The 25,108-nt window shown below is 68.1% G+C and carries 28 protein-coding genes and 1 pseudogene; 12 read left to right on the top strand and 17 right to left on the bottom strand.

From position 1 onward, the window contains the following. Positions 1 to 18 precede the first annotated feature (18 nt). Positions 19 to 1,275, top strand: a complete 1,257-nt coding sequence (locus tag ACFOY2_RS49095; RefSeq protein ID WP_379535061.1) for an NAD(P)/FAD-dependent oxidoreductase — start codon at positions 19 to 21, stop codon at positions 1,273 to 1,275. Between the two features lie 60 nt (positions 1,276 to 1,335). Here the strand turns inward: ACFOY2_RS49095 and ACFOY2_RS49090 are convergent, their stop codons facing one another. Further along, the gene (locus ACFOY2_RS49090; RefSeq protein ID WP_379535060.1) at positions 1,336 to 2,298 is read right to left on the bottom strand and encodes a helix-turn-helix domain-containing protein; all 963 of its coding nucleotides are present in this window, start codon (positions 2,296 to 2,298) and stop codon (positions 1,336 to 1,338) included. Between the two features lie 303 nt (positions 2,299 to 2,601). Here ACFOY2_RS49090 and ACFOY2_RS49085 point away from each other — a divergent pair, with 303 nt between their 5' ends. Next, entirely contained in the window at positions 2,602 to 3,054 is a 453-nt protein-coding gene (locus ACFOY2_RS49085) for a helix-turn-helix domain-containing protein (protein ID WP_379535059.1), read from the top strand. Between the two features lie 34 nt (positions 3,055 to 3,088). Here the strand turns inward: ACFOY2_RS49085 and ACFOY2_RS49080 are convergent, their stop codons facing one another. The 3 genes from ACFOY2_RS49080 to ACFOY2_RS49070 form a co-directional block, all read right to left on the bottom strand. Further along, positions 3,089 to 3,838, bottom strand: a complete 750-nt coding sequence (locus tag ACFOY2_RS49080) for an SDR family NAD(P)-dependent oxidoreductase (RefSeq protein ID WP_379535058.1) — start codon at positions 3,836 to 3,838, stop codon at positions 3,089 to 3,091. 27 nt (positions 3,839 to 3,865) lie between these two features. Then, a complete protein-coding gene (locus ACFOY2_RS49075) occupies positions 3,866 to 4,216 on the bottom strand; it encodes a DoxX family protein (RefSeq protein WP_379535057.1) in 351 nt (116 codons plus the stop codon). A 249-nt stretch (positions 4,217 to 4,465) separates the two neighbouring features. Beyond that, complete coding sequence (locus ACFOY2_RS49070) at positions 4,466 to 5,488, bottom strand: S66 family peptidase (RefSeq protein ID WP_379535056.1); 1,023 nt, start codon at positions 5,486 to 5,488, stop codon at positions 4,466 to 4,468. A 128-nt stretch (positions 5,489 to 5,616) separates the two neighbouring features. On the opposite strand from ACFOY2_RS49070, the gene ACFOY2_RS49065 reads away from it, so the two are divergent. After that, positions 5,617 to 7,173, top strand: a complete 1,557-nt coding sequence (locus ACFOY2_RS49065; protein WP_379535055.1) for an OmpA family protein — start codon at positions 5,617 to 5,619, stop codon at positions 7,171 to 7,173. A 10-nt stretch (positions 7,174 to 7,183) separates the two neighbouring features. Here ACFOY2_RS49065 and ACFOY2_RS49060 read toward each other — a convergent pair whose 3' ends face one another. Beyond that, positions 7,184 to 8,128: a helix-turn-helix domain-containing protein gene (locus ACFOY2_RS49060; RefSeq protein WP_379535054.1), complete on the bottom strand. Its 945-nt coding sequence runs from the start codon at positions 8,126 to 8,128 to the stop codon at positions 7,184 to 7,186. 166 nt (positions 8,129 to 8,294) lie between these two features. Next, the gene (locus tag ACFOY2_RS49055) at positions 8,295 to 9,287 is read right to left on the bottom strand and encodes an ArsR/SmtB family transcription factor (protein ID WP_379535053.1); all 993 of its coding nucleotides are present in this window, start codon (positions 9,285 to 9,287) and stop codon (positions 8,295 to 8,297) included. Positions 9,288 to 9,348: 61 nt separating this feature from the next. On the opposite strand from ACFOY2_RS49055, the gene ACFOY2_RS49050 reads away from it, so the two are divergent. After that, positions 9,349 to 10,329: an MFS transporter gene (locus tag ACFOY2_RS49050; protein ID WP_379535052.1), complete on the top strand. Its 981-nt coding sequence runs from the start codon at positions 9,349 to 9,351 to the stop codon at positions 10,327 to 10,329. A 78-nt stretch (positions 10,330 to 10,407) separates the two neighbouring features. Here ACFOY2_RS49050 and ACFOY2_RS49045 read toward each other — a convergent pair whose 3' ends face one another. Next, on the bottom strand, positions 10,408 to 11,223 hold the full coding sequence (locus ACFOY2_RS49045; protein WP_379535051.1) for a hypothetical protein: 816 nt from the start codon (positions 11,221 to 11,223) through the stop codon (positions 10,408 to 10,410). A gap of 155 nt (positions 11,224 to 11,378) precedes the next feature. Here ACFOY2_RS49045 and ACFOY2_RS49040 point away from each other — a divergent pair, with 155 nt between their 5' ends. From ACFOY2_RS49040 to ACFOY2_RS49030, 3 genes are read left to right on the top strand one after another with little or no spacing between them, the layout of a single operon-like run. Then, on the top strand, positions 11,379 to 11,723 hold the full coding sequence (locus ACFOY2_RS49040; protein ID WP_379535050.1) for a DUF7134 domain-containing protein: 345 nt from the start codon (positions 11,379 to 11,381) through the stop codon (positions 11,721 to 11,723). Between the two features lie 27 nt (positions 11,724 to 11,750). Then, a complete protein-coding gene (locus ACFOY2_RS49035; RefSeq protein ID WP_379535116.1) occupies positions 11,751 to 12,566 on the top strand; it encodes a sensor histidine kinase in 816 nt (271 codons plus the stop codon). 19 nt (positions 12,567 to 12,585) lie between these two features. Continuing rightward, positions 12,586 to 13,242, top strand: a complete 657-nt coding sequence (locus ACFOY2_RS49030) for a response regulator (protein ID WP_379535049.1) — start codon at positions 12,586 to 12,588, stop codon at positions 13,240 to 13,242. A 13-nt stretch (positions 13,243 to 13,255) separates the two neighbouring features. Here ACFOY2_RS49030 and ACFOY2_RS49025 read toward each other — a convergent pair whose 3' ends face one another. The 7 genes and pseudogenes from ACFOY2_RS49025 to ACFOY2_RS48995 all read right to left on the bottom strand — a co-directional run bounded on the left by ACFOY2_RS49025 (position 13,256) and on the right by ACFOY2_RS48995 (position 17,009). Further along, positions 13,256 to 14,110: an alpha/beta fold hydrolase gene (locus tag ACFOY2_RS49025; protein ID WP_379535048.1), complete on the bottom strand. Its 855-nt coding sequence runs from the start codon at positions 14,108 to 14,110 to the stop codon at positions 13,256 to 13,258. A gap of 80 nt (positions 14,111 to 14,190) precedes the next feature. After that, positions 14,191 to 14,793 carry a PadR family transcriptional regulator gene (locus ACFOY2_RS49020; protein ID WP_379535047.1) on the bottom strand — a complete coding sequence of 201 codons (603 nt, stop codon included), beginning with the start codon at positions 14,791 to 14,793 and terminating at the stop codon, positions 14,191 to 14,193. Positions 14,794 to 14,856: 63 nt separating this feature from the next. Further along, entirely contained in the window at positions 14,857 to 15,012 is a 156-nt protein-coding gene (locus ACFOY2_RS49015; protein ID WP_379535046.1) for a hypothetical protein, read from the bottom strand. A gap of 817 nt (positions 15,013 to 15,829) precedes the next feature. Next, entirely contained in the window at positions 15,830 to 16,231 is a 402-nt protein-coding gene (locus ACFOY2_RS49010; RefSeq protein WP_379535045.1) for a nuclear transport factor 2 family protein, read from the bottom strand. Continuing rightward, a complete protein-coding gene (locus ACFOY2_RS49005) occupies positions 16,161 to 16,541 on the bottom strand; it encodes an antibiotic biosynthesis monooxygenase family protein (protein ID WP_379535044.1) in 381 nt (126 codons plus the stop codon). Before ACFOY2_RS49005 ends, ACFOY2_RS49010 begins: the two co-directional genes overlap by 71 nt. Further along, positions 16,538 to 16,849: pseudogene (locus ACFOY2_RS49000) on the bottom strand (hypothetical protein); the annotation flags it as partial. The pseudogene ACFOY2_RS49000 and the gene ACFOY2_RS49005, both read right to left, overlap by 4 nt. Next, positions 16,773 to 17,009, bottom strand: a complete 237-nt coding sequence (locus tag ACFOY2_RS48995; protein ID WP_379535115.1) for a hypothetical protein — start codon at positions 17,007 to 17,009, stop codon at positions 16,773 to 16,775. The gene ACFOY2_RS48995 and the pseudogene ACFOY2_RS49000, both read right to left, overlap by 77 nt. Between ACFOY2_RS48995 and ACFOY2_RS48990 the strand changes: the two genes are divergently transcribed. Both ACFOY2_RS48990 and ACFOY2_RS48985 read left to right on the top strand, forming a co-directional pair. Next, complete coding sequence (locus tag ACFOY2_RS48990; protein WP_379535122.1) at positions 16,924 to 17,103, top strand: hypothetical protein; 180 nt, start codon at positions 16,924 to 16,926, stop codon at positions 17,101 to 17,103. The genes ACFOY2_RS48995 and ACFOY2_RS48990 overlap by 86 nt on opposite strands. 104 nt (positions 17,104 to 17,207) lie before the next feature. Then, on the top strand, positions 17,208 to 17,357 hold the full coding sequence (locus ACFOY2_RS48985; RefSeq protein WP_379535043.1) for a hypothetical protein: 150 nt from the start codon (positions 17,208 to 17,210) through the stop codon (positions 17,355 to 17,357). 96 nt (positions 17,358 to 17,453) lie between these two features. Here ACFOY2_RS48985 and ACFOY2_RS48980 read toward each other — a convergent pair whose 3' ends face one another. Then, positions 17,454 to 18,698, bottom strand: a complete 1,245-nt coding sequence (locus ACFOY2_RS48980) for an erythromycin esterase family protein (RefSeq protein WP_379535042.1) — start codon at positions 18,696 to 18,698, stop codon at positions 17,454 to 17,456. A gap of 405 nt (positions 18,699 to 19,103) precedes the next feature. On the opposite strand from ACFOY2_RS48980, the gene ACFOY2_RS48975 reads away from it, so the two are divergent. Together ACFOY2_RS48975 and ACFOY2_RS48970 are read left to right on the top strand one after the other, a co-directional pair. Further along, positions 19,104 to 20,849, top strand: a complete 1,746-nt coding sequence (locus tag ACFOY2_RS48975; protein WP_379535041.1) for a BCCT family transporter — start codon at positions 19,104 to 19,106, stop codon at positions 20,847 to 20,849. 230 nt (positions 20,850 to 21,079) lie between these two features. Next, complete coding sequence (locus tag ACFOY2_RS48970; RefSeq protein ID WP_379535040.1) at positions 21,080 to 22,966, top strand: ABC transporter substrate-binding protein; 1,887 nt, start codon at positions 21,080 to 21,082, stop codon at positions 22,964 to 22,966. Between the two features lie 11 nt (positions 22,967 to 22,977). Here ACFOY2_RS48970 and ACFOY2_RS48965 read toward each other — a convergent pair whose 3' ends face one another. Next, the gene (locus ACFOY2_RS48965; RefSeq protein ID WP_379535039.1) at positions 22,978 to 23,367 is read right to left on the bottom strand and encodes a cupin; all 390 of its coding nucleotides are present in this window, start codon (positions 23,365 to 23,367) and stop codon (positions 22,978 to 22,980) included. A gap of 260 nt (positions 23,368 to 23,627) precedes the next feature. Between ACFOY2_RS48965 and ACFOY2_RS48960 the strand changes: the two genes are divergently transcribed. Further along, positions 23,628 to 24,038: a RidA family protein gene (locus tag ACFOY2_RS48960; RefSeq protein WP_379535038.1), complete on the top strand. Its 411-nt coding sequence runs from the start codon at positions 23,628 to 23,630 to the stop codon at positions 24,036 to 24,038. A gap of 69 nt (positions 24,039 to 24,107) precedes the next feature. On the opposite strand, the gene ACFOY2_RS48955 is transcribed toward ACFOY2_RS48960, so the two are convergent. Next, positions 24,108 to 25,108, bottom strand: a 1,001-nt coding sequence (locus ACFOY2_RS48955) for an ATP-binding protein (protein WP_379535037.1), incomplete at its 5' end; no start/stop codon positions are given.

Raw genomic sequence — 25,108 nt, 5'->3', positions numbered from 1 at the left:
CAAGATAGGAGCAGGGAAATGAGGCACCGCATCGTCGTCCTCGGAGCCGGATACACCGGAGCCATCGCCGCCGGCCGCCTCGCCAGGCGGCTGCGCCGCGAGGACGTCGCCATCACCCTCGTCAACGCCGAGCCCGACTTCGTCGAACGCGTCCGCATGCACCAGGTGGCTACCGGCCAGGACCTCAGGCCCCGGCCATTCAGCGAGATGTTCGCGGACACGGGCGTGCGATTGAAGTTCGCGAAGGTCACCGGCGTGGACGTCAACCGCAAAACCGTCGCCGTCATCAACACGAACGGCTCCGGCACCACCCCGACCGCGCCCGAGCCCGGCACCACCCCCATCGCGCCCGAGCCCGGCGCAGAAGAACTCGCCTACGACACGCTCGTCTACGCCCTCGGCAGCGGCTGGGACGCCCAAGGCGTCCCCGGGACCGCCGAGCACGCCTATGAGATCGCCAGCCGCCCCGGAGCACTTCGGCTGCGTGAGCGCCTGGCCCGCCTCGACGCCGGGCAGAGCGTGGTCGTCGTCGGCGGCGGCCTCACCGGTCTGGAGGCCGCGACCGAGATCGCCGAGGCGCGTCCGGACCTCGACGTCGCCCTCGCCGCCCGCGACGGCCTCGGCGACTGGCTCTCCCCCAAGGGCCGCGAGCACCTGCGGAAGGTGTTCGGCAAGCTCGGGATCAACGTGCACGAGCACACCGCCGTCACCGGTGTCGAAGCCGACCGCGTCGCCACCGCCGACGGCGAGGCCATCCCGGCCGAGGTCACCGTGTGGACCACCGGCTTCACGGTCCACCCGATCGCGAAGGCGACCGCCCTGGAGGTCACCGGCACCGGCCAGATCGTGGTCGACGGGACGATGCGCTCGGTCTCACACCCGGACGTGTACGCCATCGGCGACGCGGCCATGGTGATGGGCCCTGGGGACAAGCCGCTGCGGATGTCGTGCGCATCGGGCACTCCGACCGCGTGGCAGGCCGCCGACACGATCGCGGCCCGCCTGACCGGCGGGAAGCTCCCGAACGCGCCGCTCCGCTACTTCAACCAGTGCATCTCGCTGGGCCGCAAGGAGGGCCTGATCCAGTACGTCACCGCCGACGACCGCGCCGTGCGGGCGGTCCTGACCGGCCGGCTCGCCGCCGTCTACAAGGAACTGGTCTGCAAGGGCGCGGCCTGGGGCGTCGCCAACCCGATGCTCGGGCTGCCGACCCGGCGCCGCCACGTCACGCCGGAGCGGGCCGCGGCGGGCTCGGCCGTCAATGCGACGGTGTAGAACGCGAATTTACGAACCGGAGGAGCCCCGGGATGTGGGTGATCGCTGCGGGCAACTCGCTCAGGCGCTTTCCGAGGTGGAGGTGAGGCGGCGCTCCACCTCGTTGGCGAAGCGTTCCCACCTGTGCGCGAGCCCCCGGGCGGCCTCCACGATCAGGATCGTGGAGTGCGGTGGCACCAGGTCGACGAAGTCCTTGCCCCTGTCGACGTCTTTGACCTGCGTGGTGAGCCAGCGCAACATGACCCGCCCTGTCTCGCTGGAACGCAATGACGGATCGCGGCAGAGCCGTTCCAGCACCGCCTCCGGCGAACGCCGCTCCGGAGAAAGACCACGCCGCGACGGCCCGCGCGGCCCTCGCTGGTTCAACGGCACCGGGTCCTGCCCCTCCGCCAGCCTTCGCCGTACATCGCGCGCCGTCCCCACCGAGATCCCGCTCTCCCGCGCGATCTGCCGCAACGAAGCGTCCGGTCTGTCCGCCAGCAGCCGAACCGCCTGCCTGCGCCCCTCAGCGGTCGTCAACGGACGTACCCTGCCATCACGACCCACCCGGCTGTCCGGGCGATCAAAACTCGCCCGCCTGCGGATCGCCCCCACCGTCGGCGCCGCCAATCCCGTAATACGAGCGATGGCGCGGTCCGACCACTCCGGATAAAACTCCAGAATCCGCGTCGCCGCAGCAGTCCGATCCGCCAACGTCAACGGCAACCCATGCGCCGCATTCGCCAGCACCGCGACAACAAAAGCCTCCCGCTGATCACCATCGAAGAAACACACCTCGATCTCCGCATCACCCCGCAACCGCGCGGCCAGCACCCGATGCACGCCATCGATCACCCGCATCGTCCGCCGGCACACCAGAACCGGCGGCAACCCGACCTCCACACCGACCAGAACATCCACATGACCCGCGTCCTGCCCCGACAACCGAGGAGAATCCCCGCACCTCAGCACATCAAGAGAAACCATCTCACCAGCAGACCGCGCAAGAATGTCATCAACCTTGGCAGGATCCAGAACGTCCATTCAGCACCCCCGTCTTCAAATGGTCAAGCCGAACCTATGACCACGCCCGCCCGGGCGGCAGAAGCACGCAGTCTCTCGAATCCGAACACCCCGTCGATCAAGAGCCGGCTTGGAACATAAACGCATCGCCATTCATTCATTTATCTCAGTTTATGTCCTTACTGTCAGCATAAGCGTAAGATTGCAACGGCGTCAACTGAGGCGCACTCCAATGCCTGCGACGCCTCAACGTGAGTTGACGCCCTGGTAACATCGGCTTTCAGGGTCGTGCCCCTGCCAGGGGTTATGTCGTAGGGGGGGCCGATGCCCGAGGGCGACGGCGGCGAGCGGACCCTCGCCGCGAAGCTCAACCATCTGTTTCAGACGGTCCACCCCCGCGCCGGCGGCGAGTACAGCTTCGAAGAGGTCGCAGAAGCCATCCGGAGCCGAGGCGGGCCGACCATCTCCGCCACCTACGTCTGGCAGCTTCGCAAGGGCATTCGGGACAACCCCACCAAGCGTCACCTGGAAGCGCTCGCCGGCTTCTTCGGCGTGCCCCCCGCCTATTTCTTCGACGACGAGGCAACCGAGCGGATCGACGCCGAGCTCGAGTTGCTCAGTGCCCTGCGAGACGCGCCCGTCCGGCAACTGGCGCTGCGTGCCTCCGGGCTGTCGACCAAAAGCCTGGAGACGATCACCGGGATGATCGAGCGGATACGCGAGCTCGAAGGGCTCCCCCACGGCGACGATTCCGGCCCCGAAGATCGTGCGTCCTGACCGAAGCACCTGCTCCAGCGGCCGCATGAGGTCGTCAGTCCATCATGGCGCCGCAGGAGATGTTGATTTGGGTGGCGGTGATGGTGCGGGCCTGGTCGGAGGCGACGAACGCGGCCACGTTTCCCACGTCCGCCAGCGTCGCCGCGCCGGGCAGGAGAGCGGACTCCTCCAGGCTCGCGACGATGGCGTCACGGCCGGGGAAGTCCGCCGGGATGGTTTCCGGAACTCCGCCGGTCTTCAGCGTGACGAATCGGATGCCGTGCCGGCCCAGTTCGCACGCCCACTGCCGGCGATGTCCTTCGATCGCGTCGAGGGCCACCTTGAAGCCGCCCAGCCCCGGCAGCGTGGACTCGTCGCCGCCGCCGAACGCGAGGATCACCCCTGATCCACGACTGACCATGTGCCGGGTCGCCGCCCTGGTCGTCAAGAACTGGGTACACATCGCGATCATGATCGGTTGGAGGAAGTCGTCGAGCGCGATCTCGCTCAGCGACTGCTGGACGTCCTCGATGCCGATGGCGTTGAACGAGATGTCCAGGCGCCCGGTCGCGGCGACCACCGTGTCGACGAACTGGTCGATGGCCTGCTCGTGCAGGGCGTCCAGTTCCGTGGTGTGCGCCAGGCCGCCGCCGGCTCGGATGTCGTCGGCGACTGTGTCGAGCCTGCTTTTCGTGCGCCCTGCGAGGTAGACGACGGCTCCCTCGCGCGCGAACGCGCGGGCCACCGCACCGCCGATCGCGCCTGCGGCCCCGTAGACCACGGCCGTCTTGTCCTTCAGCAACATCGTGTCACCTGTCCTTCTGTTTCACTTTCAACGGAGCTTGAACGTGCCGATCAATGCGTTGGTTCGCGACCATCGCCCCGCGGCGACGAACAGACTCAGCGCGAGAAAGCCGAGCGGAGGAGCCCACGGATTTTCGGGTACGACGAACACGGTGATCGCGATCGCGCCCGCCATGATCCCGGCCAGCCCGAAGGCGGCAAGCCCGGACGACAATGGAATGAGAACGCCGACCGCCCCGGCGATTTCCAGCACGCCGGTCGAATAGCGAAGCCATTGGCCGACGCCGATGTTCGCGAAGAGTTCAACCTGCGCCGGGTCGGCGCTGAGCTTGGAATATCCGGCGGAGGCGAACGTGAACGCCAAGAACGCCTGGAGCACCCACAGCGTGATGTTCAGGGCGCGGCCCCGGATCGTGGGCGCGGTGGCGGTTTGGTGCTCAGTCATGTTCTCCCCCGCCGTAGATCATGACCGTGTTGTCGGTGAGCGGCATGACTTGGCCTCCGAATGTCGTATCGGTCCAGACACCGGTACAACCCCGCCAAGTCGCCGAACTCATCGCCGGTCAGGAGAAAATCTTCAGCGGCGCCTCCGCCCACCCGCACGCGGTGAAAAGCGAGCGTGGCCGCGTCAGTGGCGTCGCAAGGTCAGGTCGGACCTGTCGCCGTCGACGGTCAACCGGGCTGTGCCCCCGATCGGGAACGTGGCCAAGGGATAGGTGTGGCCGACGTCGATGTTGGCGAGCACGGGAACACCTGTCAGAGCCGGCTGGGTGGCGATGATCTGTTCCAGCAGCGGGCGAGTCATGCGGCTCGCCTTCTGGAAACGTCCGATCGCCAGCCCCCGGACGCCGGCGGCGTCGGGAAGTTGGAGCAGGGAGGTCAGGTCCCGGGCGAAGGTCTCCGGATGCGATTCGAAGTCGTCCTCGACGATCAGGATCGTGCCGTCGAGAGAGGGCATGTATGGCGTGCCCTGCAGCAGGTTGAGGGTGCACAGATTGCCGCCGACGATTCTCCCTTCGGCACTGCCGGGCCGGATCGGCCACCATCCCTCATTGCGGATCAGGTCGCGCTTGTCCTGGTCGAGGAACCACAGATCGTCGCTCCACTCGGCCGCCGGAGTCAGGGCGATCGGATCGGCGCCGAACACGACGTCGGTGAACCACCGCAGGATCTGCTCGAAATGGTCGCGCATTCCGAACGTCGACCAGTGCGGCCCCGAATAGGTGACCAGCCCGGCACGGGCAAGAATGGCGTTCTGCAGGGCTGTGATGTCGGAGTACCCGCACAGGATCTTCGGGTTGGCGCGGATCAGTTCCCAGTCCAGGAATGGCAGGAGTTCGTTGCCGTTGTAGCCGCCGATAACCGTCATGACCGCTGCCACCGAGGGGTCCGCGAACGCATTGTGCAGATCGGCGACCCGAGAGGCGACGCTGGAGGAGTCGAAGGCGTCCCGTTCATCGACATGGAGCCCGTAGGTCAGTCTCAGGCCGAGATCGGCGAAACGGGCTTCGATGATGCCGGTGTGGTCGTGCTCTGTCACCATCGCGCGGGACCTGGCCGGTGCCACCACCCGTATGACGTCGCCCCTCTTCAGCTTGGGCGGGAAAACTATGTCCATTCGCCGAAGCGTAACCGCCGGGCCGCTGCCCACGAGGACGGCACCAGCATGAACACGTGCATATCGGACGACGGTGGCGATACGGTTCCCCTGCGCTCAGGAATGAGCGCGTCACTGTGCCCAGGGGAGTGGCACGACAATCCAGCACGAGGAGTTGCATCTTGCGTTTCCGCCGCGTCCTCTGCGCCGGCGTCGTCGCCTCATTGGTCCTGCTCGCCGGCTGTAGCGGTGTCGAACCGGACAGGCCGTCCAGTCAGCGACGTAGCAGCCCGGCCGCTTCCCCAGCTCAGACGGCCCAGCCGTCCGACCGGCTGGTCAAGGTGGCGACGGCCGCCCTCTCCACCAAGCGGCTGCGCCTGGAGATGCTGCGCATCGAGCGCCGTCCGGAGGAGTCCGTGCTGCGCTTCACGCTGACCAACCTGGAAAAGGGGTTGGCGTCCATCGACTTCCCCACCTCGGCCGCGAGCACGGGCAACTTCGACTTCAAGCTGATCGACCCGGTCGGCCACAAGGGATACACGCCTCTGTACGACGAGCGCGACGACTCCGTGGGCAGCGATCCTTCCGTGCGCTCCGCCGAGCCGGGCGTGACGTACGACGCGGAACTGCACTTCCCGCCGATCCCCGAGGGCGTGAAGACCCTGACGGTACTCACCCCGAGCACCGCCGGTGAATTCACCGGCGTCCCCGTCATAGACGCCAGCACGGCCTCGGCCGGTGCCGGCACCGCCACCCTGCCGATCCGCACCCCGCAGGGCGAGGTCAGCGGCGGGGTGTACGACCTGTTCGGGATCGTCGAGGATCCGGTGAAGGTGACCACGACCAGCGGCAAGGAGCAGGAGGTCGGGTTGCGTACCGACGTGCTGTTCGACTTCGACAGCGCCAAGCTGTCGGACAAGGCCGCACAGGTGCTGGACGGCGTCGCGGCCGAGACCAAGGCGAAGGCTGACCCGGCCAAGCCGCCGATCCGCATCGAGGGCCACACCGACGGCAAGGGCACCGGCGACTACAACATCCGCCTGTCGCGGCAGCGTGCCCAGACGGTGCTCGAAGAACTGCGGACCCGGCTGGGCGCGGAGTACCGGTATGAGGCCGAAGGCAAGGGCGAGACCGAGCCGGTCGCCGAGGAGGGCGGCGCCGACGACGAGCAGGCCCGCCAGAAGAACCGCCGGGTCGAGGTCTCCTACCAGATCAGGCAGCGGACCCCGGGAACCGCGACCGCCTCCGGCGGGCAGCACGAGCAGGTCGGCGGGGCCGAGGGGCAGCCGGCGGCGTTCCGCCCCAGTGACGGCGGCACCGTCGCCAGCCGTACGAACGAGTGGAAGGACTCGTTCGGCACCAGGAAGGCACGGCGCATGGACGTCAAGCCGTTCTACCGGGACGGCGGCTACCTGGTGGCGGTCTTCGAGATCACCAACCTCGCGGGCAACCTCGTCGAGGTGGACGACTATGGCAACTTCGGCAGGTTCGAGGAGTTCACCGTTCTGGACCCTGCCACGAACGTCCGCTACATGCGGGTCCGCATCGGCCCGGAGAACTGGGGCGAGGCGCGGCTCAACCTGATGGCCGTGGACCCTGGCTGGGCGGTGTTCAACACCGACGTAGGAACGGTCAACCGCGGATTCTTCTACGTGCCCGCGCCGCCGCCCGGCGTCAAGGCCGTCACCTTCGACGCCGGGCGCTTCGGCCGGTTCGCCAACGTCCCGATCGCCGAGTGACCCTGTTCACTCAGGCGCTTTCCGAGGTGGAGGAGAGGCGGCGCTCCATCTCGTTGGCGAAGCGTTCCCACCTGTGTGCCAGCCCCCGCGCGGCCTCCACGACCAGGGTCGTGGAGTGTGGTGGCACCAGGTCGACGAAGTCCTTGCCCCTGTCGACGTCCTTGACCTGCGTGGTGAGCCAGCGCAACAACACCCGCCCTGTCTCACTGAATCGCAACGACGGATCGCGGCAGAGCCGTTCCAGCACCGCCTCCGGAGAAAGACCAGGCCCTGGTGGCCTGCGCTGGTTCAACGGCACCGGATCCTGCCCCTCCGCCAGTCTCCGGCGCACATCACGCGCCGTCCCCACCGAGATCCCACTCTCCCGCGCGATCTCCCGCAACGAAGCGTCCGGCCTGTCCGCCAGCAACCGAACCGCCTGCATCCGCCCCTCAGCCGTCGACAACGGGCGCACCCTGCCATCACGACCCACCCGGCCGTTCAACCGATCAAAACTCACAGTCGCACGCCTGCGAATCGCCCCCACCGTCGGCGCCGCCAATCCCGTAATACGAGCAATGGCCCGGTCCGACCACTCCGGATAAAACTCCAGAATCCGCGTCGCCGCAGCAGACCGATCCGCCAACGACAACGGCAACCCATGCGCCGCATTCGCCAGCACCGCGACAACAAAAGCCTCCCGCTGATCACCATCGAAGAAACACACCTCGATCTCCGCATCACCCCGCAACCGCGCGGCCAGCACCCGATGCACGCCATCGATCACCCGCATCGTCCGCCGGCACACCAGAACCGGCGGCAACCCGACCTCCACACCAACCAGAACATCCACATGACCCGCGTCCTGCCCCGACAACCGAGGAGAATCCCCACACCTCAGCACATCAAGAGAAACCATCTCACCAGCAGACCGCGCAAGAATGTCATCAACCTTGGCAGGATCCAGAACGTCCATTCAGCACCCCCGTCTTCAAGAGATCAGGCCGTTCAGCGGAATTATCCTTTTCCGTAGCGCATCAAGTTCTTGTTGCTCGTAAAATCTATTCAGTATGGTTGGAGGATGTCGTCAACCCACGGGTGGAATTGCCGTATCTCTTTGTCAACTGTGGGTTGATGGCGTGTCAACCACGGTTTGAGGCGCCCTGGTGACGGCCTTCGAGGAGGGCTTCGGCGATCGCCGTGCGGGCGTACAGGACATATCTCCCCGTACGGTGCGCCGAGCACAACCCTGCCTTGCGCAGCGCGGTGAGATGCTGATTGACGCCGGGCTCGGAGAGGCCGGCGCGCCGGGCCAGCTCGCGCGTGGAGGCGGGCTGGCCGAGCTCGGCCAGCAGCCGGGCGCGCGTCCTGCCGAGTACGGCGGCCAGGGCTTCTGGCGGGTCCAGCTCGCGGCGTTCCCAGAGCGTGGCGATGCCGCGCGCCGGATAGCGGACGGTCGGCTGGTACGGCGGCGTGGTGACGGTGAAGACCCTCGGCGAGACGAACACGGAAGGCACCAGCAGCAGCCCCAGCCCGCGCAGCGAGCGGGCACCCGACGTGTGGCGGTGCCGGACCCGAAGCGTCCCGTTCTCCCAGGTGACGGCGTCGTCGAGATCCGCCAGCATGCGCCGGGCGCCGCCCTCGGCGAGCAGCTTGGCCCGGTAGAGGATCTCGCCCTCCAGCAGTGCCCTGATCCTCGGCCAGTACGGGGCCATCGCGGCCCGCCAGTAGTTCCCGACCTCCTCCGCCAGGCGTTCGAGCCCCTGTTCCGGGTCGTCATAGAGCGCCTGGACCTGTTTCGGCCGTGGACCGGGAATCTCGTCCAGGTCTGAGCGCACCCGGTCGGCCGCGCCCCGCATCGTGGCGAGTTCGAGGTCCAGGTCCGGCATGGACGTCGAGGGCGGAGTGCAGGTGAAGCCGGCGATCACGACGGTCGGCACGGGGACGAGGTCGGCCAGCAACCGCCAGTCGACGTCCTGGAGGCGACGGCGTACCTGGTCGGCCCAGCGGCGCAGGAGCGGGTGCGCCGGCGGATCCTTCACCACCCGGACGCTGGCCACCACCTCACCGAGCGGCGAGATGGCGAAGCGGGTGTTGGCGATGTCGTCGGCGGTGAACGTCAGGTCCAGGGTCATTGGATTCGCTCGTCACTTAATCAATAGCGCGCTTTATCCGCATCTCAGCACTCTTGCGGACATGTCAGCAACTCTGATGGACGAGCCGCTGCTGCGCTCTCGCGGGTTTCGCAACCTCTTCGTCGCCAGTGCGGTCAGCCAGTTCGGCAGCCAGATCACCTACGTCGCGCTCCCCCTGCTCGCCGTGACCACGCTGGGCGCGGGGGCCGGCGAGGTCGGGCTGCTGTCGGCGCTCGGCACCCTCACGGTGCTGCTGGTGGGACTGCCCGCCGGAGCCTGGGTGGACCGGGTGCGACGACGGCCCGTGATGATCGCCACCGACGTGCTGCGGGCGGCGGTGCTGCTGTCGGTGCCGGTGGCGTGGTGGGGCGGGTGGTTGTCCATGGGACATCTGTACGCGGTGGCGGTCCTGGTGGGCATGGGGACGCTGCTGTTCGACGTGGCGTCGCTGAGCCTCGTACCCGGGCTGGTGGGGCGCGAGCGGCTGACGTCGGCCAACTCGCTGCTGGTGGGGATGGGCGCGGGCATGGACATGGCCGGACGGAGCACGGCCGGAGTGTTGGTGCAGGTCGCGGGGGCGCCGGTGGCGATCCTCATGGACGCGCTGAGCTACCTGTGGTCGGCGCTCTGTCTCCGCGGCGTCCCCGAACCCCTGATGGCGGTCTCGCCTGCCCGTGAGCCGATCAGAGGGCAGATCTCGGCCGGGGTACGTTTTCTCTTCGGAAACCAGGTTCTCGTGGCGGCCCTGGCCCAGGGCACGATGGCCAACCTGGCCTTCCCGCTCTGCTCGGTGCTGCTGCCGGTCCTCATCGTCGAGCGACTCGGCTACCCGGAGTGGGTGCTGGGCGCCTACCTCGCCGTCGGCGGGCTCGGCCTGCTGGCGGGCTCGTCGTCCGCCCACCTGATCGGCCGCCGCCTCGGCACCGGGCGGGCCACCTGGCTCGTCAGCCTGGCCACCGCGCCCGCCTCCCTCCTGATTCCGTTCATGGACCGGGGGCCGTGGTTGTGGGCGGCCGCTCCGCGTTGTGGGCCGGCGCCCTGATCATGGCCCTGAGCTGGATCCCGATCGTCCTGTCCCCACTCCGCCGGCACCCCTGAGCCGTGCCGCCGAAGGCCGGCGTCACAGGCTGGGCATCCCGAACTCGTCGTTGATCGTGCGTTCGACGGCCCGCTCCTTGGGCGCGAACACGGGGTAGAACCGCCGGCCGCACTCCAGGTCGTCGAGCGCGGCCTTGATCTCCTTGCCCAGGTGCGGCCGGGCCTGATCGGCGGTGATGCCGGACATGTCGCCGCTGTCGTCGGCCATCCCGGCACGCCGCTTCTCGAACTCGGCGCGGCCCCGGGTCGCCAGCAGGGTCGGCTTGGTCGAGCTGACCCTGTATCCCTTGCCCGCGAGGCAGTCGGCCATGGCCGAGCCGAGTTCGACGAGCCGGGGGTCGCCGTCGAGCTCCCGCGTCTTGGCCTGGGTGAGCCGCTGATCGTATTGCTCACCCAACGTGCGAAAGGACTTCACGTCCTTGCCCGTGACCTGCTTGGTCGCCTGCATCTCGCACGCCTCGTTGGCGGCGGTGTACGGCTTGCGCTGAGCGGTGGACAGCCTGTTGTAGATATCCATATTCGGATCGGGTTTGTCAGGCTTGGCGAGGTTCCGGTAGACGTAATGAGCGAAGACTCCGAAGCCGTGTTTCCCGCGTTCGGCCTTCATGGCGGCGTAGTCGCCGGTAAGCGCCTTCTCCTCGTCGCCGACGGGCCCCGGATAGACAAACGGGACGTACCGGAAGCCTTTCTGCTTCATACAGTCGGCCTTGAGTGATTGAACCTTGTGGACGCGGCCCTGCCCGTCCACCGCGGGAGTGCCGGCGCCCGAGGCGGTGGCGGACCCGCATCCAGCGAGCGCGGCGAGAGAGAGCGCGCTCAGCACGAGAGAAGATCTCATGACGGAGGACCATACTACGTTCAACGAAACCGAATCAATCGGCCCTTCTTCATGGCGACGTCGGCGGCAAAGGGGCCTGACCTCGCTGAGCGATGGCTTGGCGAACAGCCGTGCCCGTCGATGGACATGTTCGCACTGATGCGCTTCATCCGTGCGTGGAGTTAGCGTGGCGGATGCCCATCAGGACCAGGTCACCGCTCCGGTGGCTGTCCGCGCTCGACCCGCTGCTCCTCGACGGTGCGCTGGCGCTGCCCCTCGTCGTCGGCACCTGGCTGTGGGACTTTTACGGCCCCGATGTCGGGCATCCGCCCGATCTGCTCTCCGCGACGCTGACCCTGGTCGCGAACGCGCCGCTGGCACTGCGCAGGCGCGCTCCGCTTGCCGTCCTGGTGATCACCACGATGCCCTCGCTCGCGTACCACCTGCTGGGCTACCACCTGGCGCTCAACAACATCGGCCTGTTGGTGGCGCTCTACACGGTCGGCGCCCACCGCTCCTGAAAGTCCGGCCTGGCAGGGGCGGCGTTGGTGGTGCCCGCCTGGACGTATGCGTCGGCGCTCCAGGAGGATGTCGTCTTCTGGTCGGCGCTGTCGCAGTCCGGTCTCCTGACTGCCTGCGCGCTGGGGGCGGGTGTCAGCATGCGGATGCTGGGCGAGCGCACCAGGCAACTGGCCGATCTCACCGGCCGGCTCCGCAGGGAGAAGGAGGCCGCCGCCGCACGGGCCGTCACCCGGGAACGCGTGCGAATCGCCCGTGAGTTGCACGACGTGATCGCCTGCCACATGTCCGTGATCTCGGTCCAGGCCGGCATGGGCCGCTTCGTCGCGCTGTCCGACCCCGTCACAGCGCGAGCCGCGCTGAACGTCATCGCCGACACCAGCCATGATGCGCTCAGCGAGATGCGTCGCCTGCTGTCGATCCTGCGGATCGAGGCGCACGACGAGAACGAAGGGGTGTTCACCACCGAAACCGGCCTCCAGAATGTGGACGTTCTCGCGGAACGTATGCGCGCGTCCGGGCTGCCCCTCAAGGTGGAGATCGAGGGCCAGGTGCAGCCCCTAGCTGTGCGCCTACCGGATCGTCCAGGAATCGCTGACCAACGTGCTCAAACACGCCGGGCTCGCCTGCGCGGAGGTCCGTATCGCGTACGCCCCACGTCCCTCACCGTGCGTATCACCGACGACGGCGCCGGCCTCCCCACACTGGGCAACCGTTCCGGCGGGCACGGGTTGATCAGTATGACCGAACGTGTCAGCCTCTACCGGGGAACGATCACTGCGGGTCGTCTCCCGCAAGGCGGGTACGAGGTGCTCGCGATGTTCCCTCTGCCACCACCCGAGTAGGTCGAGTCAGGCGAACCAGATGATCAGCGTGCTGGTGGTCGACGACCAGGTGCTCATCCGCGCCGGCTTGGCCGCGCTGCTGCGCGCGGCGGGGTTCACGGTGGTGGGCGAGGCCGCCGACGGCGAGGAGGCGGTGCGACAGGCCGCCGAGGTCAAACCGGACGTGGTGCTCATGGACATCCGCATGCCGGGCATGGACGGCATCCGCGCCACGGAACGGATCCTGTCCACCGCCGAGCCGCCCGCGCCGAAGGTCCTCATCCTCACCACCTTCGATCTGGACGAGTACGTCTACAACGCGCTGCGGCTGGGTGCCAGCGGCTTCCTCCTCAAGGACACCCTGCCCGAACGCCTCATCGCCGCCATCCAGACAGTCGCCTCCGGCGACATCCTGCTCGCCCCCACCGCCACCCGGCGGTTGATCGAGGCCTTCACCAAGCAGCCGGAGGCTGCCCCGCCGCCCGAGCTCTCCAGTCTGACCGCCCGCGAACTCCAGGTGCTGCGTCTGGTCGGCCACGCCTTGTCCAACAAGGAGATCGCCGAACGCATGTCGGTCAGCGAGAGCACCGTCAAAACACACCTCAACCGGGTCATGGGCAAGCTGGGGCTGACCAGCCGTGCCCAGGTGGTGGTCCTTTCCTACGATTCCGGACTGGTCAAACCGGGCCGCCGCTGACCGGCGACGGGTCTCAGGGCGCGTAGAAACTCCGCAGTTCCTGAGCCACCCGCTCGGGCTGACCGCCGCGCTCTTTGTTCCAAGGCCCCTCGTGGCCCAGGCCGGCCAACTCCACCCGCCTGGATCGGGGCAGCACGCTCTCCAGCGCCGCCAACGACGCCTTCTGGTACGGGACGGTCTTCGAGCCGCCGAGCAAGAGCACCTCGGCGCGCAGGTCGCGGAAGTCCTCCAGTCGTCCCTTCATCTCGACGAGTGCCCGTACGTCATGCAGGAGGGTGGACGCCAGATCTCGCATCTGAACATAGCCACCCGAACCAGTGCGTTCCTCGCTGCGCATCGCCTGCCTGGTCCCCAACTCCAGCAGCCGGCGTGGCATGGCACGCATGAAAGCCGGGCCCATCTGGGCGCCTTTCATCGCGGTGACCAGGGCGGCGGCCGTCCTGCCCGCGGCCAGTTCGCGTTCGAAGCGGGCCAGCCAGTCGGTGGGGGCGGTGAACGCGGCGGGTTCGTAGACGGCGAGCTTGTCGATGCCGGACAGCGTCAGCGCCGCCTGCAACGCGATGGCGCCACCGACGCTGAGGCCGAACAGGTAGCGAGCGCCGGTCGTGACGATGACCGCCTCCAGGTCCGCCACGTCCTGCCGGATGCCGTGGCCGGGGCGGTAGGGGCCGCTCATGCCGCGTCCGCGGCGGTCGGGCAGGTAGACCGTGTAGGTGTCGGCCAGCGCCTGGGCCTGCTGGATGTGGTTGTAGGCCGAACCCATGCCTCCGTGGGAGACGACCAGGCCGGGGCCTCGGCCGAGCTGGTAGTAGCCGATGGTGGTGCCGTCGGCGGAGGTGACGGTCAACGCGTCGACCTTGTCGATCAAGGGGCTCTCCTGGGGGGTTGCTGCCTACTCGCACAGGGGCCGCCGGTCTCGGTGGGAAGGCCCTTGGCGGGCTAGGGGTGTCAGGAATGGTCGGCGTGGTAGGCGTGCCAGGCGGCCAGGTCGGGGAACGAACCGCTGGTGAGCTCGCCGAGCAGATCGCGGACCCAGGCCAGCTCCGCCTCGCGCATGGCCAGCTCGTACTCCTCCTCGATGAGAAACAGACGAGGAACCTGCTGCCGGAGATGCTCTGAAAGCCTCTCCCGCTGGTCGGAGATCTGCTTGTCCAGCAGGTCCAGCCGCCGCTGGAGCAGGCTTGCCGCCTCGTCGGGGACGAGGACGCCCAGCACTGACAGCGCGGCCTTGAACCTGAAGGTCTCCCGCTCCGGGGTGGAGATCAGTTCACGTTCCCAGTCGCGCAGTTCCTGACGCCCGGCCTGGGTGATCCGGTAGACCGTCCGCTCCGGCCGTCCGCCCTCTCGCAGGCTTTCCACGGCCTCGATCAGCTCGTGTCTGGCCAGGCTCTGCACGACCGAGTACAGCGACCCCCATTTGATCTTCATGTCCTCGTCCTTGCCATGGGCACGCAGAACCGAGGCCATCTCGTACGGATGCATCGGCCGTCCTGTCAGTGCCGCGAGCACGGCGAGCGCCATGAGGTTCCCGACTTTGCGCCGCTTCGCCACGCCTACCCCGCTTTCGAATATCCGAAATCGAATATACGCGATGGAGTGGCCCGTGCGGCCGGTTCAGAACCCGTCCCGCGACCCCCTGGTCCGCGACTCGCGCCGTCCCTCGTGCCTGATCGCCAGCCGGACCACCCAGTAAACGAAGAAGAGGAACACCACCGGCGCGATGACCCACATCACCAACAGATACAGAGCTTCGGGGGTCCCGATGTTCATGTGATCCTCCATTTGGCGGGCGGCCACCCCAGAGAACCGGAGCCGGCTCGCCGAACGCAAGAAGCCATCTCACAGGGGGTGAACCATCGGAAAGTTTCGCTATACCCATGTTCGTGATCAAACAAGCGCTGGTGATCGGTGAGCGGGACCGCCGTGGCCCATGCCGACTGTGCGACTGATCAAAACTTACGGTTGCACGCCGCCGGCCCGGCCTGCCGATCGATCAGGGCGCCTGGCGGAGGCCGCTCCGCTGTTGATCGTCATCGCCGTGGCTCATAGCCTGCCCCGTGCGAATCACTGCTTATGGCATGAATGGGGCTCAAAGATGACCGGCCGGGACGGACAATCTGCAGGACCGCCGCATCGCCTGTGGCCCGTACAGGGGAGAGCGGGTCTACACGCTACGGCAGTGGCTGGATCACGTCAGGTCTCGTGGGCTGGTCGCGCTGCTGGAGATCAAGCCGGAGGCGCGAAGCTCCCTGTCCGATCCCGCGTACGCGGCCAGTGCCTGGAAGGAGATCTCGGACCCGATCAAGGAGCGCCAGGGCGCACAGTGGATCATGGTTTACTCGCAGGACTCCTGGATCCAGGGCGAACTCGCCAAGCGCCACCCGGCACTCCTGAAGGGATCCGCCGCGCGCTGAACCGACAGCGTGGCCTGGGACGAGCCCCCTGCCGCATGGTCCGGCAACGTACGCCAGTGGCAGGCGGTGCTCAAGCAGGCGCCGAAGAGCATCATGACGAATTACACCAAGGAGTACCGCGCCTGGCAGTCAGGCACATGCACGTAGCGCCAGTCGGACGACCGGAAGCTTTCTCAAAGGGGAAGGTGGGCGCGGAAGGGGTGAATGCCCGGCTCGACAAAGGAGTAGTCGCGTGCCTCGGCAACGAGTCCTTCCTCGTTGAAGCGCAGCAGAGTGATGCCCGCTATCGCCAAGGGCCCACTGGTGTAGTGGCTCTGCGCCCAATATTCCACCGCCGCATGACCGTCGGCGATCAGGGGCTCGCCGTAACGACACTCGGTCGGCTTGACCTCGTCGTCGAATACTTCCTGCAGGTAGCGGCGCAGCCCTTCCCTTCCTTCGTAGACGGGGCGGAAAGGCGAGGCCCAGTGCAGGCCGTCGGGCGCTTGCAGGGCGACGATGGCGTCAGCGTCTTTGATCGGCCATGCCTTCTGCCACACCTTTACCCAGCGGCGCGCGGCCGACATGACTTCCATCCTGCTCCTCACGGTGGGTCACCTGGTGGTGTTCGACGGTACGACCGGGGACGAGTTCGTATCGCTCGTCGCCGGGGTAGAGTACCGCGACGCCGGGATCCGGGCCGGCGAAGGCGCTGATCGCCTCCCAGGACTGCCAGTAGGTGATGAGCCGGAACTCCACGTGGCCGTCGAGGTCGGCGCGGGCCACCTCGGCGCCGAGGCAGCCCGCCGGCGCGGAGCAGTCGGCGACGCCCGTGGCCAGGAGGTGCCGCTCGAAGGCGTCGGCGTGACGGGCGGGAACGCGGCCGCGCCACGTTCGGGCGATCATGAGATCGTCCTGTCGAAGGAGCCCACCAGGTCCTGGCCCGATGCCGGGCGTGGCCGGTCGGCGGGCGGGCTTTCCAGCAGGCGCAGTGTGGTCTGCGCGGCGGCGAGGTCCTGGATGCCCAGACCGACGAGTTTGGCGACGGTGATCTGGCCGGGGTCCTGACGGCCTGGGGCGCGGCCGAGAACGAGTTCGCCGATTTCGGCGTGGGCAGGGGTTGTGGCCGCGTGCAGGTCACCGGCGAAGGCCGGCGCGTGTTCGCGACTGTCGACCGCGAGCACGTCGGCGCGGCGGAAGCAGGCCGTGTCGAGTTCGGCCTTTGGTGCGGTCGTCGGCGCCGGTGGCGGTGACGTGCTGTCCTGGACGTAGCCAATCACCGTGGAGGATGGGCCGCCTGCTGCCGGTCGTGGTCACGATCACGTCGGCCGCTCGTACGGCGTGCTCGGCCTGCCGGGCCACGGAGATCGACAACGACGGATGGGCGGCGTTGAGCGCGGTGCGCAGGGTGTGCGCGGCCTGCTCGCGACGAGCGGCCACCGCCGCCGGCTCCTATCCGGACGACTGAGCGGCCGTCGCCGCACGCCGTCAGGGCGTCCGGGCGGGTTGGAGACCGGCGAAGAAGTCCAGCACCGGCGCCGCGATCCTCGGCCAGTCGCGGGTGGTCAGCCTGTGAAGCCGTGCTCGCGCAACCTCCCCGCCAGCCCGTCGATGCCGCACCTGTGCTTCCACGCAGGCCGGTCACCGATCTCCTCCACCCGCCCGGCCACCACCACGTCGGCCGCCTTCCGCGCGAGCCCCTCGGGCGTGGCGTACGGCTGATAGTCGTAGGAGACCTGCGCGCCCGCGGTTCACGCAGATTGATCGGGCTCTCAGCCGCCTCATGACAGCACGAAGATCGGCTCCGTTGGTGGCCTGTCAGAGCGGGGTGACAGGACTGGCACGCGGCACGTACACGATGGCGTCATAGGCTTGCGCGGGCACCATCTTCACCGTGTAGGCCCAGGTCAAGGAGCTGTAGAAGGATCGGAAGCCCTCGCCGACGTTGCCCATCCTGATCTCCGACGCGAGCAGCCGGCGGTTGGCCGGTTCGGCCGAGGCCTGGGCGAGGTTCACGTAGCCCAGGGGCTCGTCACCGAACAGCTTGGCCAAGGGCGAGTCGTTTTCCACGGTGAAGCGTCTGCGTTCGCCGGAGCCGTCGTCCCTGCTGACGAAGGTGCTCGTGCCGAAGTCGGTGCCGATCGCGAAATAGTCATCGCCGTACGTCTTGGCCAGCCGCGGGCCCATCGACTCGAAGGAGAACGCCGCGCCGCTCTTGTCGATGTGGCCGTTGTGGCCGGCCACGATGATCTTCTTCCGTCCTTGGGCGCCTTCCAGGTCGGCGATCCAGTCGATCTTCTCGGCCATCCAGGCGTCGCGCTTGCTCGCATAGTCGTTTCCCGAGGTCTGCAACCGCGCGCCCTGGTGGAGCGTCTCGGCGTGTTGCAGGGCGAGCGCGAACGACTCCGCGGAGCTGCCGCTCACGTACTTCTCCCGGTTGGCCGTCATCTGGGCGACGAGCCGTCCGGCGGCCGCGGCAGCGGCGGTGACTTTTCCCGCGTCCTGGGTCGTGCGGGTGGCGTCGGTGAGGGCGGCCAGCGACTCCTGGACCGGCCGGACCTGCGTGGGATCGACCTTCGCGAGGTAGCTCAGCAGGCGTTCCTTGTTCCGGTCGGAGCGCTGCATGTCGAAGCCGTAGAGACGCACCTTGTCGCGGTCGGCGACGGCGGCGTTGTAGTCGTGGATCCACTTGATCAGATCGGCTGTCTCTCGGGTGCGGTAGAGGGCGAAGCCCAGCGCCGCCGCCGCGGCCTCCGCGCTGCCCTGCCCGCCCATCACGTAGTCGCCGGCGGCCGCCGCGCCGCCGAAGTCGGCCTCCAGGGCGACCGTGCGGAAGCCGTGCTCGCGTATGAGCTTCTGGATGATCAGCATGCGGGTCTGGACGAACTCCTTGTTCCCGTGTGTGGCCTCGCCGATCCCGACCACGCGCTTGGCGGCGGCGTCGGCGAGCGGGGCCTGCTGGAGAGGGATCACGGCCTTGGACGTCACCTCCGAAGTGTCCACATCCCCGCAGCCGGTTGCGGCCAGCACGATCGCGGCGATGCTCAGGAGCGTGCGCTTCACGCCAGATCACGCGAATCCGGGCCGCAGAGCGCGGTGGCGGGTGCCTTCATGGCCTTGGTGAACGTGCTGACCTCGATCATGGGTCAAGTCCATCGGATCGCTCGCCCGCCGGTCATCGCCCCCAGGTCGACGGCCGTCACACGCGAGGCCAGGCCGTCGTCCCCGGTCCTAGACCTGTGGCTATCCGGATGTGGACCTGAGTCGCTGAAGCGCCGTTCACCGTCCGAGTTCGGAGACACCGCAAATGCCCGGAAACACAGGTTTTCGAGACGCTCGACCGGGCGGAAAAGTTTACCTGATTGCGAAGATTTTTTTGGCTATTCGAAGATCGTTCGATAGCGTCGACGGAAGTCGTCCGCGTGCGGTGAAGACGCACGCGGACACGAGGGAAGGCCATAAGAGCTCGTGGGACGGGAAAAACAGGACACCGACGACAAGATCATGGAGACCTCAGGAGGGCTGAAAGCCGCCCTCCCACCCCGGACAGACTGGGTGGTGTTCGGGGTGACCGCCGCATTAACCCTCGCCTTCGTGGTTTGGGGTGCGGCCGGCACCGACTCGCTTGAAAGCGTGTCGACCTCGCTGCTCAACGGGACGATGCACAACCTGGGCTGGGCCTTCGTGCTCGCGGCCTCAGGTTTCGTGGTGTTCGTGCTGTGGCTGGCGTTCAGCAAGTACGGCAAGATCACCCTGGGTGAGGAGGGCGAGAAGCCAGAGTTCCGGGCCGTGTCCTGGATCGCGATGATGTTCAGCGCGGGCATGGGCATCGGGCTGATGTTCTACGGGGTGAACGAGCCGCTCACGCACTTCGCCGAGCCGCCGCCCGGCACGCACGCGGCCACCGCGCCCGCGCCAGAGCGCATGGAGACCTCGCTGGCCACCACGCTCTTCCACTGGACGCTGCACCCCTGGGCGATCTACGCCGTGGTCGGCCTGGCCATCGCCTACAGTTGCTACCGCCGCGGCCGGCGGCAGACGATCAGCGCGGTGTTCACCCCGCTGATCGGCGCCCGGCACGCCAACGGGGGGGTCGGCAAGGTCATCGACATCCTGGCCATCTTCGCCACGCTGTTCGGCTCGGCCGCCTCGCTCGGTCTCGGCGCGCTGCAGATCGGCAGCGGCGTCACGAAGGTCGGCTGGATGTCGGAGGTCGGCGAGGGCCTGCTCATCGTGATCATCGTGGTGCTGACGCTGGCGTTCGTGTTGTCGGCGGTGTCCGGGGTGGAGAAGGGCGTTCAGTGGCTGTCCAACATCAACATGGTGCTGGCGCTGGGTTTGGTCCTGTTCGTCTTCGTGGCCGGCCCGACAGTGCTGATCCTGAACCTGCTGCCCACCTCCATCGGCTCGTTCATCGGCGACCTGGCCCAGATGGCGGCCCGCACCGAGGCCACCGGCGGTGACGAGGTCGCCAGTTGGTTGTCGGGGTGGTCGGTGTTCTATTGGGCGTGGTGGATCTCCTGGACGCCGTTCGTCGGCATGTTCATCGCCCGTATCAGCAAGGGCCGTACCATCCGGCAGTTCGTCGGCGGCGTGATCCTGGTGCCCAGCGTGGTCAGCCTGGTCTGGTTCGCGATCTTCGGCGGCACCGCGATGCAACTGGAGGCCGGTGGCGCGGGGCTGACCCAGGAAGCCACCGCGGAAGGCCAGTTGTTCGCGATGCTGAACGAGTACCCGGTCGTGGGCATCACGACCCTGGTCGTCATGATCCTGGTAGGCATCTTCTTCGTCTCCGGGGCGGACGCCGCCTCGATCGTGATGGGCACGCTCTCGCAGCGCGGCAGCATGGAGCCCACCCGGGTCATGGTGATCGTCTGGGGTGTGCTGACCGGCGCGGTCGCGGCCATCATGTTGCTGCTCGGCGGCGGCGGTGACGCGGCGCTCACCGGACTGAAAAATCTCACGATCCTGGCCGCGGTGCCGTTCATGCTGGTGATGGTGGGCCTGTGCTGGGCACTCACCCGCGACCTGCGGCAGGACCCGCTGATCCTGCGCGGGCAGCGTGGCGAGGAGGCCGTGGAGAGCGCTGTCATCACCGGCCACGAGCTCTACGACGGCGACTTCGAGCTCGGGGTCGTCCCCACCAACGGCAACGGCAACGGCACCGAGGACGCCGACGACAAGGCCGTCGTCAGTGGGGCGCACAAGGAGTAGATCCGCTCGGCGTGCCGACTGACTCGTCCGGCCTCGCCGGGGGCTTTTCCCCGGCGAGGCCGGACGAACACGTCTACCAGCCGCTTGAGCGCATGTCCGGCGATGCGATCGGACGAACTCCGGACGGACGACTACGAATCCGCAGGCAGCGCCTTTAAACTCCGGATCATGGGGTGTCCGGCGCCGCCGGACACGTTCCGGCGGGGAGTCGGGATCTGAGGGGCGGTCAGGTGGGTGACGAATCGGATCCACGGTCGGGGTTCGCCGAGCGGCTGCGGGCGTTGAAAGACGCGGTAGGTGTCTCGGTGCGCGATCTGGAGGTCGCCAGTGCCCGGACGCCGCGGCGGCGCGACGGTCTGCCACCTCTGCGGCTGAAACGCAGCACCATCGCCGGGATGATCAGCAGGACTCGGCCGGTACGTCCCGAACAGGAGAACTTCGAGGTCTTCGTCGACACCTGCCTGCGTATCGGCGAGGAATCGGGCCGCTCCCTGCCCGACGACCTGGCCGATCCCAAGGTCTGGGATGCGGCCTATCGCGACCTGCTGCTGGACATGGCCGGGATGCGCAGTACCAGCCGGATGGCCGGAGAGGCCGCCAAGCGATTACGGTCGAGCGATTCGCCTTCGGAGGGCACCGGCCCCTCGGCCGAGCCCGTACCCGAGTCAGCACCACTTCCCGAAGAGCCGCCAGGGGAACCGCCTTCCGGGGAACCGTCCCCCAGCCCACCGGGACCGTCCCTCCAACCGCCGGAATTCCGCCCGCCGGAATCGACCGATTCGCCGCAGCGCCCGTCCGGTGGTTCCACGACCCTGCCTCCGGCCGTCGGGCCCTTTCGGCGCTGGATGGGGAGACGCGCCATGAGGGCCGCCGCGCTGACGCTCACCGGTGTCGTCATCGCCGCCTGGGCCGTGTGGCCCGCCGCCAAGGACATGACCGGCGCCCCCGATGCCTCGACCACCGTGGCGAGCGTGGGTGGTGACGGAGTGCTCCGCCTGGGTGTGCTGGTGCCCTGGAGCGGAGATCTGCAGTTCTTCAACCGCCCGATGGCGGCGGGCGTCCGGCTCGCCGTCAACGAGATCAACGCGGCCGGTGGGGTGTTCGGCCGGGACGTGTCCGAGGTCGAAACCGACTCGGGCGACTCGACCACGGATCTCCACCTTCAGGCGCTGAACATGCTGATCACGGGTGGGTCCGACGTCGTCATCGGCCCGATCACCTCCTCGATGTCCCTCGAACTGATCGACCAGGCCAAGAGCGCCGGCGTGGCGCAGATCTCGCCCACCGCCACCGCCGACCAGCTCAGCGACGCCGACGACGACGGCCTGTTCTTCCGCATGGTGGCGCCGGACTCCATCCAGGGCGACGTCCTCGCGAAGCTCATCGCGGCGGACGGTGGCCGGCGGGTGGGCGTGCTCGCGCTGGACGACCCCTACGGGACCGGGTTGAGCGAGCGTATCCGCAGGTCGCTGGAGAACCGGGGCATCACCGATCTGCACGCTGAGACCTACGACACCTTCGACACGAGCTACACCACCGAGGTGAAGAACATCAAGGACTCGGCTCCGGACACGATCGTGGTGGTCGGCCGCACTGAGACGGCGGCGGTCGCGCGAGAGCTGGTGAGGCAGGGGCTGGGTGTCGACCGGCACAAGTGGTACTTCGTGGACGGCAACCTGTCCTTCTACGGCAGAGGTCTCCCCCGCGGCACCCTCACCGGGGTCAAGGCCACCATGGCGGGAGCCGAGGTCACCGACGCCTTCCGGCGGCGGCTGGCCTCCTTCGACCCCGGCGTGACGGACTTCAAGTACGCGCCGGAGGCGTACGACGCGACGATCGTCGCCGCCCTGGCCGCCCTCGCCGCGGGGCGCGACGATCCGAAGAGCATAGCCCGCGCCATGGCGGACGTGACCAGGGGCGGCGAGCGCTGCACCGACTTCCGCACCTGCGCCCGGCTCCTGGCCTCGGGCGAGGACATCGACTACGACGGCGCGAGCGGCCCGATCGACTTCACCGACAGGGGCGACCCGGCGACGGCACCGATCGGTATTTACCAATACAAAGCCACCAACACCTACATCAGCCTCTCCCACGAACTCGGCGAACTGCCGACCTGATCCGTCCCGCGCTAGCCTTCTGCCCGCTCCTCCAGGCAACTGCCGCGCGGCAGGGTGACGGCCATGATGTTGCTGGGGATGTCCAGCTCGATGCGGTGCCAGCGCCCGCGCGGGACGATGGCGGCGGTTCCCGCCACGAGCCTGATCTCTTCCTCCTCCTGCCCAGGTCGCTCAGGACGAAGGTAGAGCCGGATCTTCCCGATGAGACAGGACACGATCTCCTCGGCCTCGGGGTGGACTTCCCAGTGGCCGCCGTGCACGTCGGCGTCGGTCTTCGCGTGGAAGGCCGTCAACCGCCAGCCGTCCTGGTCGGAGTTCGTCGTTCTTTTCCCGGCGCGGATCTCGCCGCCTTGGTGAAGGTGAATGGAGGACGCGAAGAGATCGATCGGGGTGACGGCCATGCCGAGACGACCTTTCCTGCGGGGGTGGGTTGCCGGTCGGGCGCGACGATGCGTAATGACAACAATCGTCGCCCACCCACTGCTCAGAGGCGTCCTGCGAGCGAAGTCACCTACCGCTACCCCACCGGAACCAGCGACCGGCCGGATTACCACACTGGTAGTACCACTCTGGTGGCCGGGCTGTTGCCCGGAGGGCATGGCGCGCAGGAGAGTCCGGCGGATCGCTAACCTTTCCGGCGTCACCGAACGAAGGAGAGCCGATGATCCGCCGCTGGAATCCCGACAACCTGGCCCCGCCGATCGGCCAGTACAGCCACCTCGCGTCGGTGCCGGACGGTCACGAGCTGGTGATGATCTCCGGCCAGGTCGGCACGCTGCCGGACGGCACCCTCGCGGGCCCCGACGCGGAGACGCAGACGCGGCAGATCTTCGACAACTTCGAGCGCCTGCTCGACTCGCTCGGCGCGGGGCCGCAGCACCTGGTGAAGCTGTTCACCCTGGTCGCGGGCGTCGAACACGTCGAAGGCTGCCGGGCGGCGCGGGGCGAAAGGTTCGCGAAGTGGTACCCCGACGGCGACTGGCCCGCCCATTCGCTCGCGGTGGTCACGGCCCTGGCCGACCCGGCGCTGACCGTCGAGATCGAGGGCGTGGCCGCCCTGCCCCGCCGATGAGCCCGGAGGAGTGACGAGGACGACGTACGAACGACGCTGAGCGTCCTCGCGGTGAGGTAGCCAGCCGTGTCACGACGGGTCCTTGATCTCGCAGATCGCCGCGCCCGCCGCCACCGTGGCTCCGGCCTCGGCGTTCATGCCGACCACGGTGCCGTCCTTGTGGGCGGTGAGCGGCTGCTCCATCTTCATGGCCTCCAGCACGACGATGGTGTCGCCGGCGGTCACGGTGTCGCCGTCGGCCGCGACCACCTTGACGATCGTGCCCTGCATGGGGCTCACCAGGGAGTCGCCGCCCGCCGCGGGCGCCGTCGCCTTCTTGGCGCGACGGCCGGCGGCGGGCTTCTTCGCGTCAGTGCCGCCACCGGTCCGGAACCCGGCGGGGAGGACGACTTCCAGGCGCTTGCCCGCCACCTCGACCGTGACCCGCTCCCGCTGTCCCGGCTCCTCGGTCGCGATCGGCCCCGCGTAGGGGGCGATCTGGTTGTCGAACTCGGTCTCGATCCACCGGGTGTGGACGGTGAACGGCTCGGCGGTGAAGGCCGGGTCGGTCACGACGGCCCGGTGGAAGGGCAGCACGGTCGGCATGCCGGAGATCTCGAACTCGGCCAGCGCGCGCCGGGCCCGCTGCAGGGCCTGCTCCCGGGTGGCGCCGGTGACGATCAGCTTGGCGACCAGGGAGTCGTAGGAACCGGGGACCGTCTCGCCCTGTTCGTAGCCGCTGTCCAGGCGGACGCCCGGGCCGGAGGGGGCGCGCCAGCGGGTGATGGTGCCCGGGGCTGGGAGGAAGCCTCGGCCGGGGTCCTCGGCGTTGATCCGGAACTCGATGGAGTGGCCGCGCAGCACCGGGTCGTCGTAGCCGAGCGCCTCGCCGTCGGCGATGCGGAACATCTCGCGGACGAGGTCGACGCCCGAGACCTCTTCGGTGACCGGGTGCTCGACCTGCAGCCGCGTGTTGACCTCAAGGAAGGAGATCGTGCCGTCCTGGCCGACGAGGAACTCGCACGTGCCGGCCCCGACGTATCCGGCCTCGCGCAGGATGGCCTTCGAGCTGTCGCGCAGCAGCGCCTCCT

This window comes from Nonomuraea purpurea, from assembly GCF_042650645.1.
Taxonomy (GTDB): Bacteria; Actinomycetota; Actinomycetes; order Streptosporangiales; family Streptosporangiaceae; genus Nonomuraea; species Nonomuraea purpurea.
Note: the sequence above shows the minus strand (reverse complement) of the source record. Positions and strands in the feature narration are given on the sequence as shown.

Excerpts from the sequence above, each read along its gene's own strand:
- ACFOY2_RS49095 (WP_379535061.1), top strand. The coding sequence starts at position 19 with ATGAGGCACCGCATCGTCGTCCTCGGAGCCGGATACACCGGAGCCATC.
- ACFOY2_RS49090 (WP_379535060.1), bottom strand. The coding sequence starts at position 2,298 with ATGGACGTTCTGGATCCTGCCAAGGTTGATGACATTCTTGCGCGGTCT.
- ACFOY2_RS49085 (WP_379535059.1), top strand. The coding sequence starts at position 2,602 with ATGCCCGAGGGCGACGGCGGCGAGCGGACCCTCGCCGCGAAGCTCAAC.
- ACFOY2_RS49080 (WP_379535058.1), bottom strand. The coding sequence starts at position 3,838 with ATGTTGCTGAAGGACAAGACGGCCGTGGTCTACGGGGCCGCAGGCGCG.
- ACFOY2_RS49060 (WP_379535054.1), bottom strand. The coding sequence starts at position 8,128 with ATGGACGTTCTGGATCCTGCCAAGGTTGATGACATTCTTGCGCGGTCT.
- ACFOY2_RS49055 (WP_379535053.1), bottom strand. The coding sequence starts at position 9,287 with ATGACCCTGGACCTGACGTTCACCGCCGACGACATCGCCAACACCCGC.
- ACFOY2_RS49050 (WP_379535052.1), top strand. The coding sequence starts at position 9,349 with ATGTCAGCAACTCTGATGGACGAGCCGCTGCTGCGCTCTCGCGGGTTT.
- ACFOY2_RS49045 (WP_379535051.1), bottom strand. The coding sequence starts at position 11,223 with ATGAGATCTTCTCTCGTGCTGAGCGCGCTCTCTCTCGCCGCGCTCGCT.
- ACFOY2_RS49030 (WP_379535049.1), top strand. The coding sequence starts at position 12,586 with ATGATCAGCGTGCTGGTGGTCGACGACCAGGTGCTCATCCGCGCCGGC.
- ACFOY2_RS49015 (WP_379535046.1), bottom strand. The coding sequence starts at position 15,012 with ATGAACATCGGGACCCCCGAAGCTCTGTATCTGTTGGTGATGTGGGTC.
- ACFOY2_RS49010 (WP_379535045.1), bottom strand. The coding sequence starts at position 16,231 with ATGGAAGTCATGTCGGCCGCGCGCCGCTGGGTAAAGGTGTGGCAGAAG.
- ACFOY2_RS49005 (WP_379535044.1), bottom strand. The coding sequence starts at position 16,541 with ATGATCGCCCGAACGTGGCGCGGCCGCGTTCCCGCCCGTCACGCCGAC.
- ACFOY2_RS48990 (WP_379535122.1), top strand. The coding sequence starts at position 16,924 with ATGGGCCGCCTGCTGCCGGTCGTGGTCACGATCACGTCGGCCGCTCGT.
- ACFOY2_RS48965 (WP_379535039.1), bottom strand. The coding sequence starts at position 23,367 with ATGGCCGTCACCCCGATCGATCTCTTCGCGTCCTCCATTCACCTTCAC.
- ACFOY2_RS48960 (WP_379535038.1), top strand. The coding sequence starts at position 23,628 with ATGATCCGCCGCTGGAATCCCGACAACCTGGCCCCGCCGATCGGCCAG.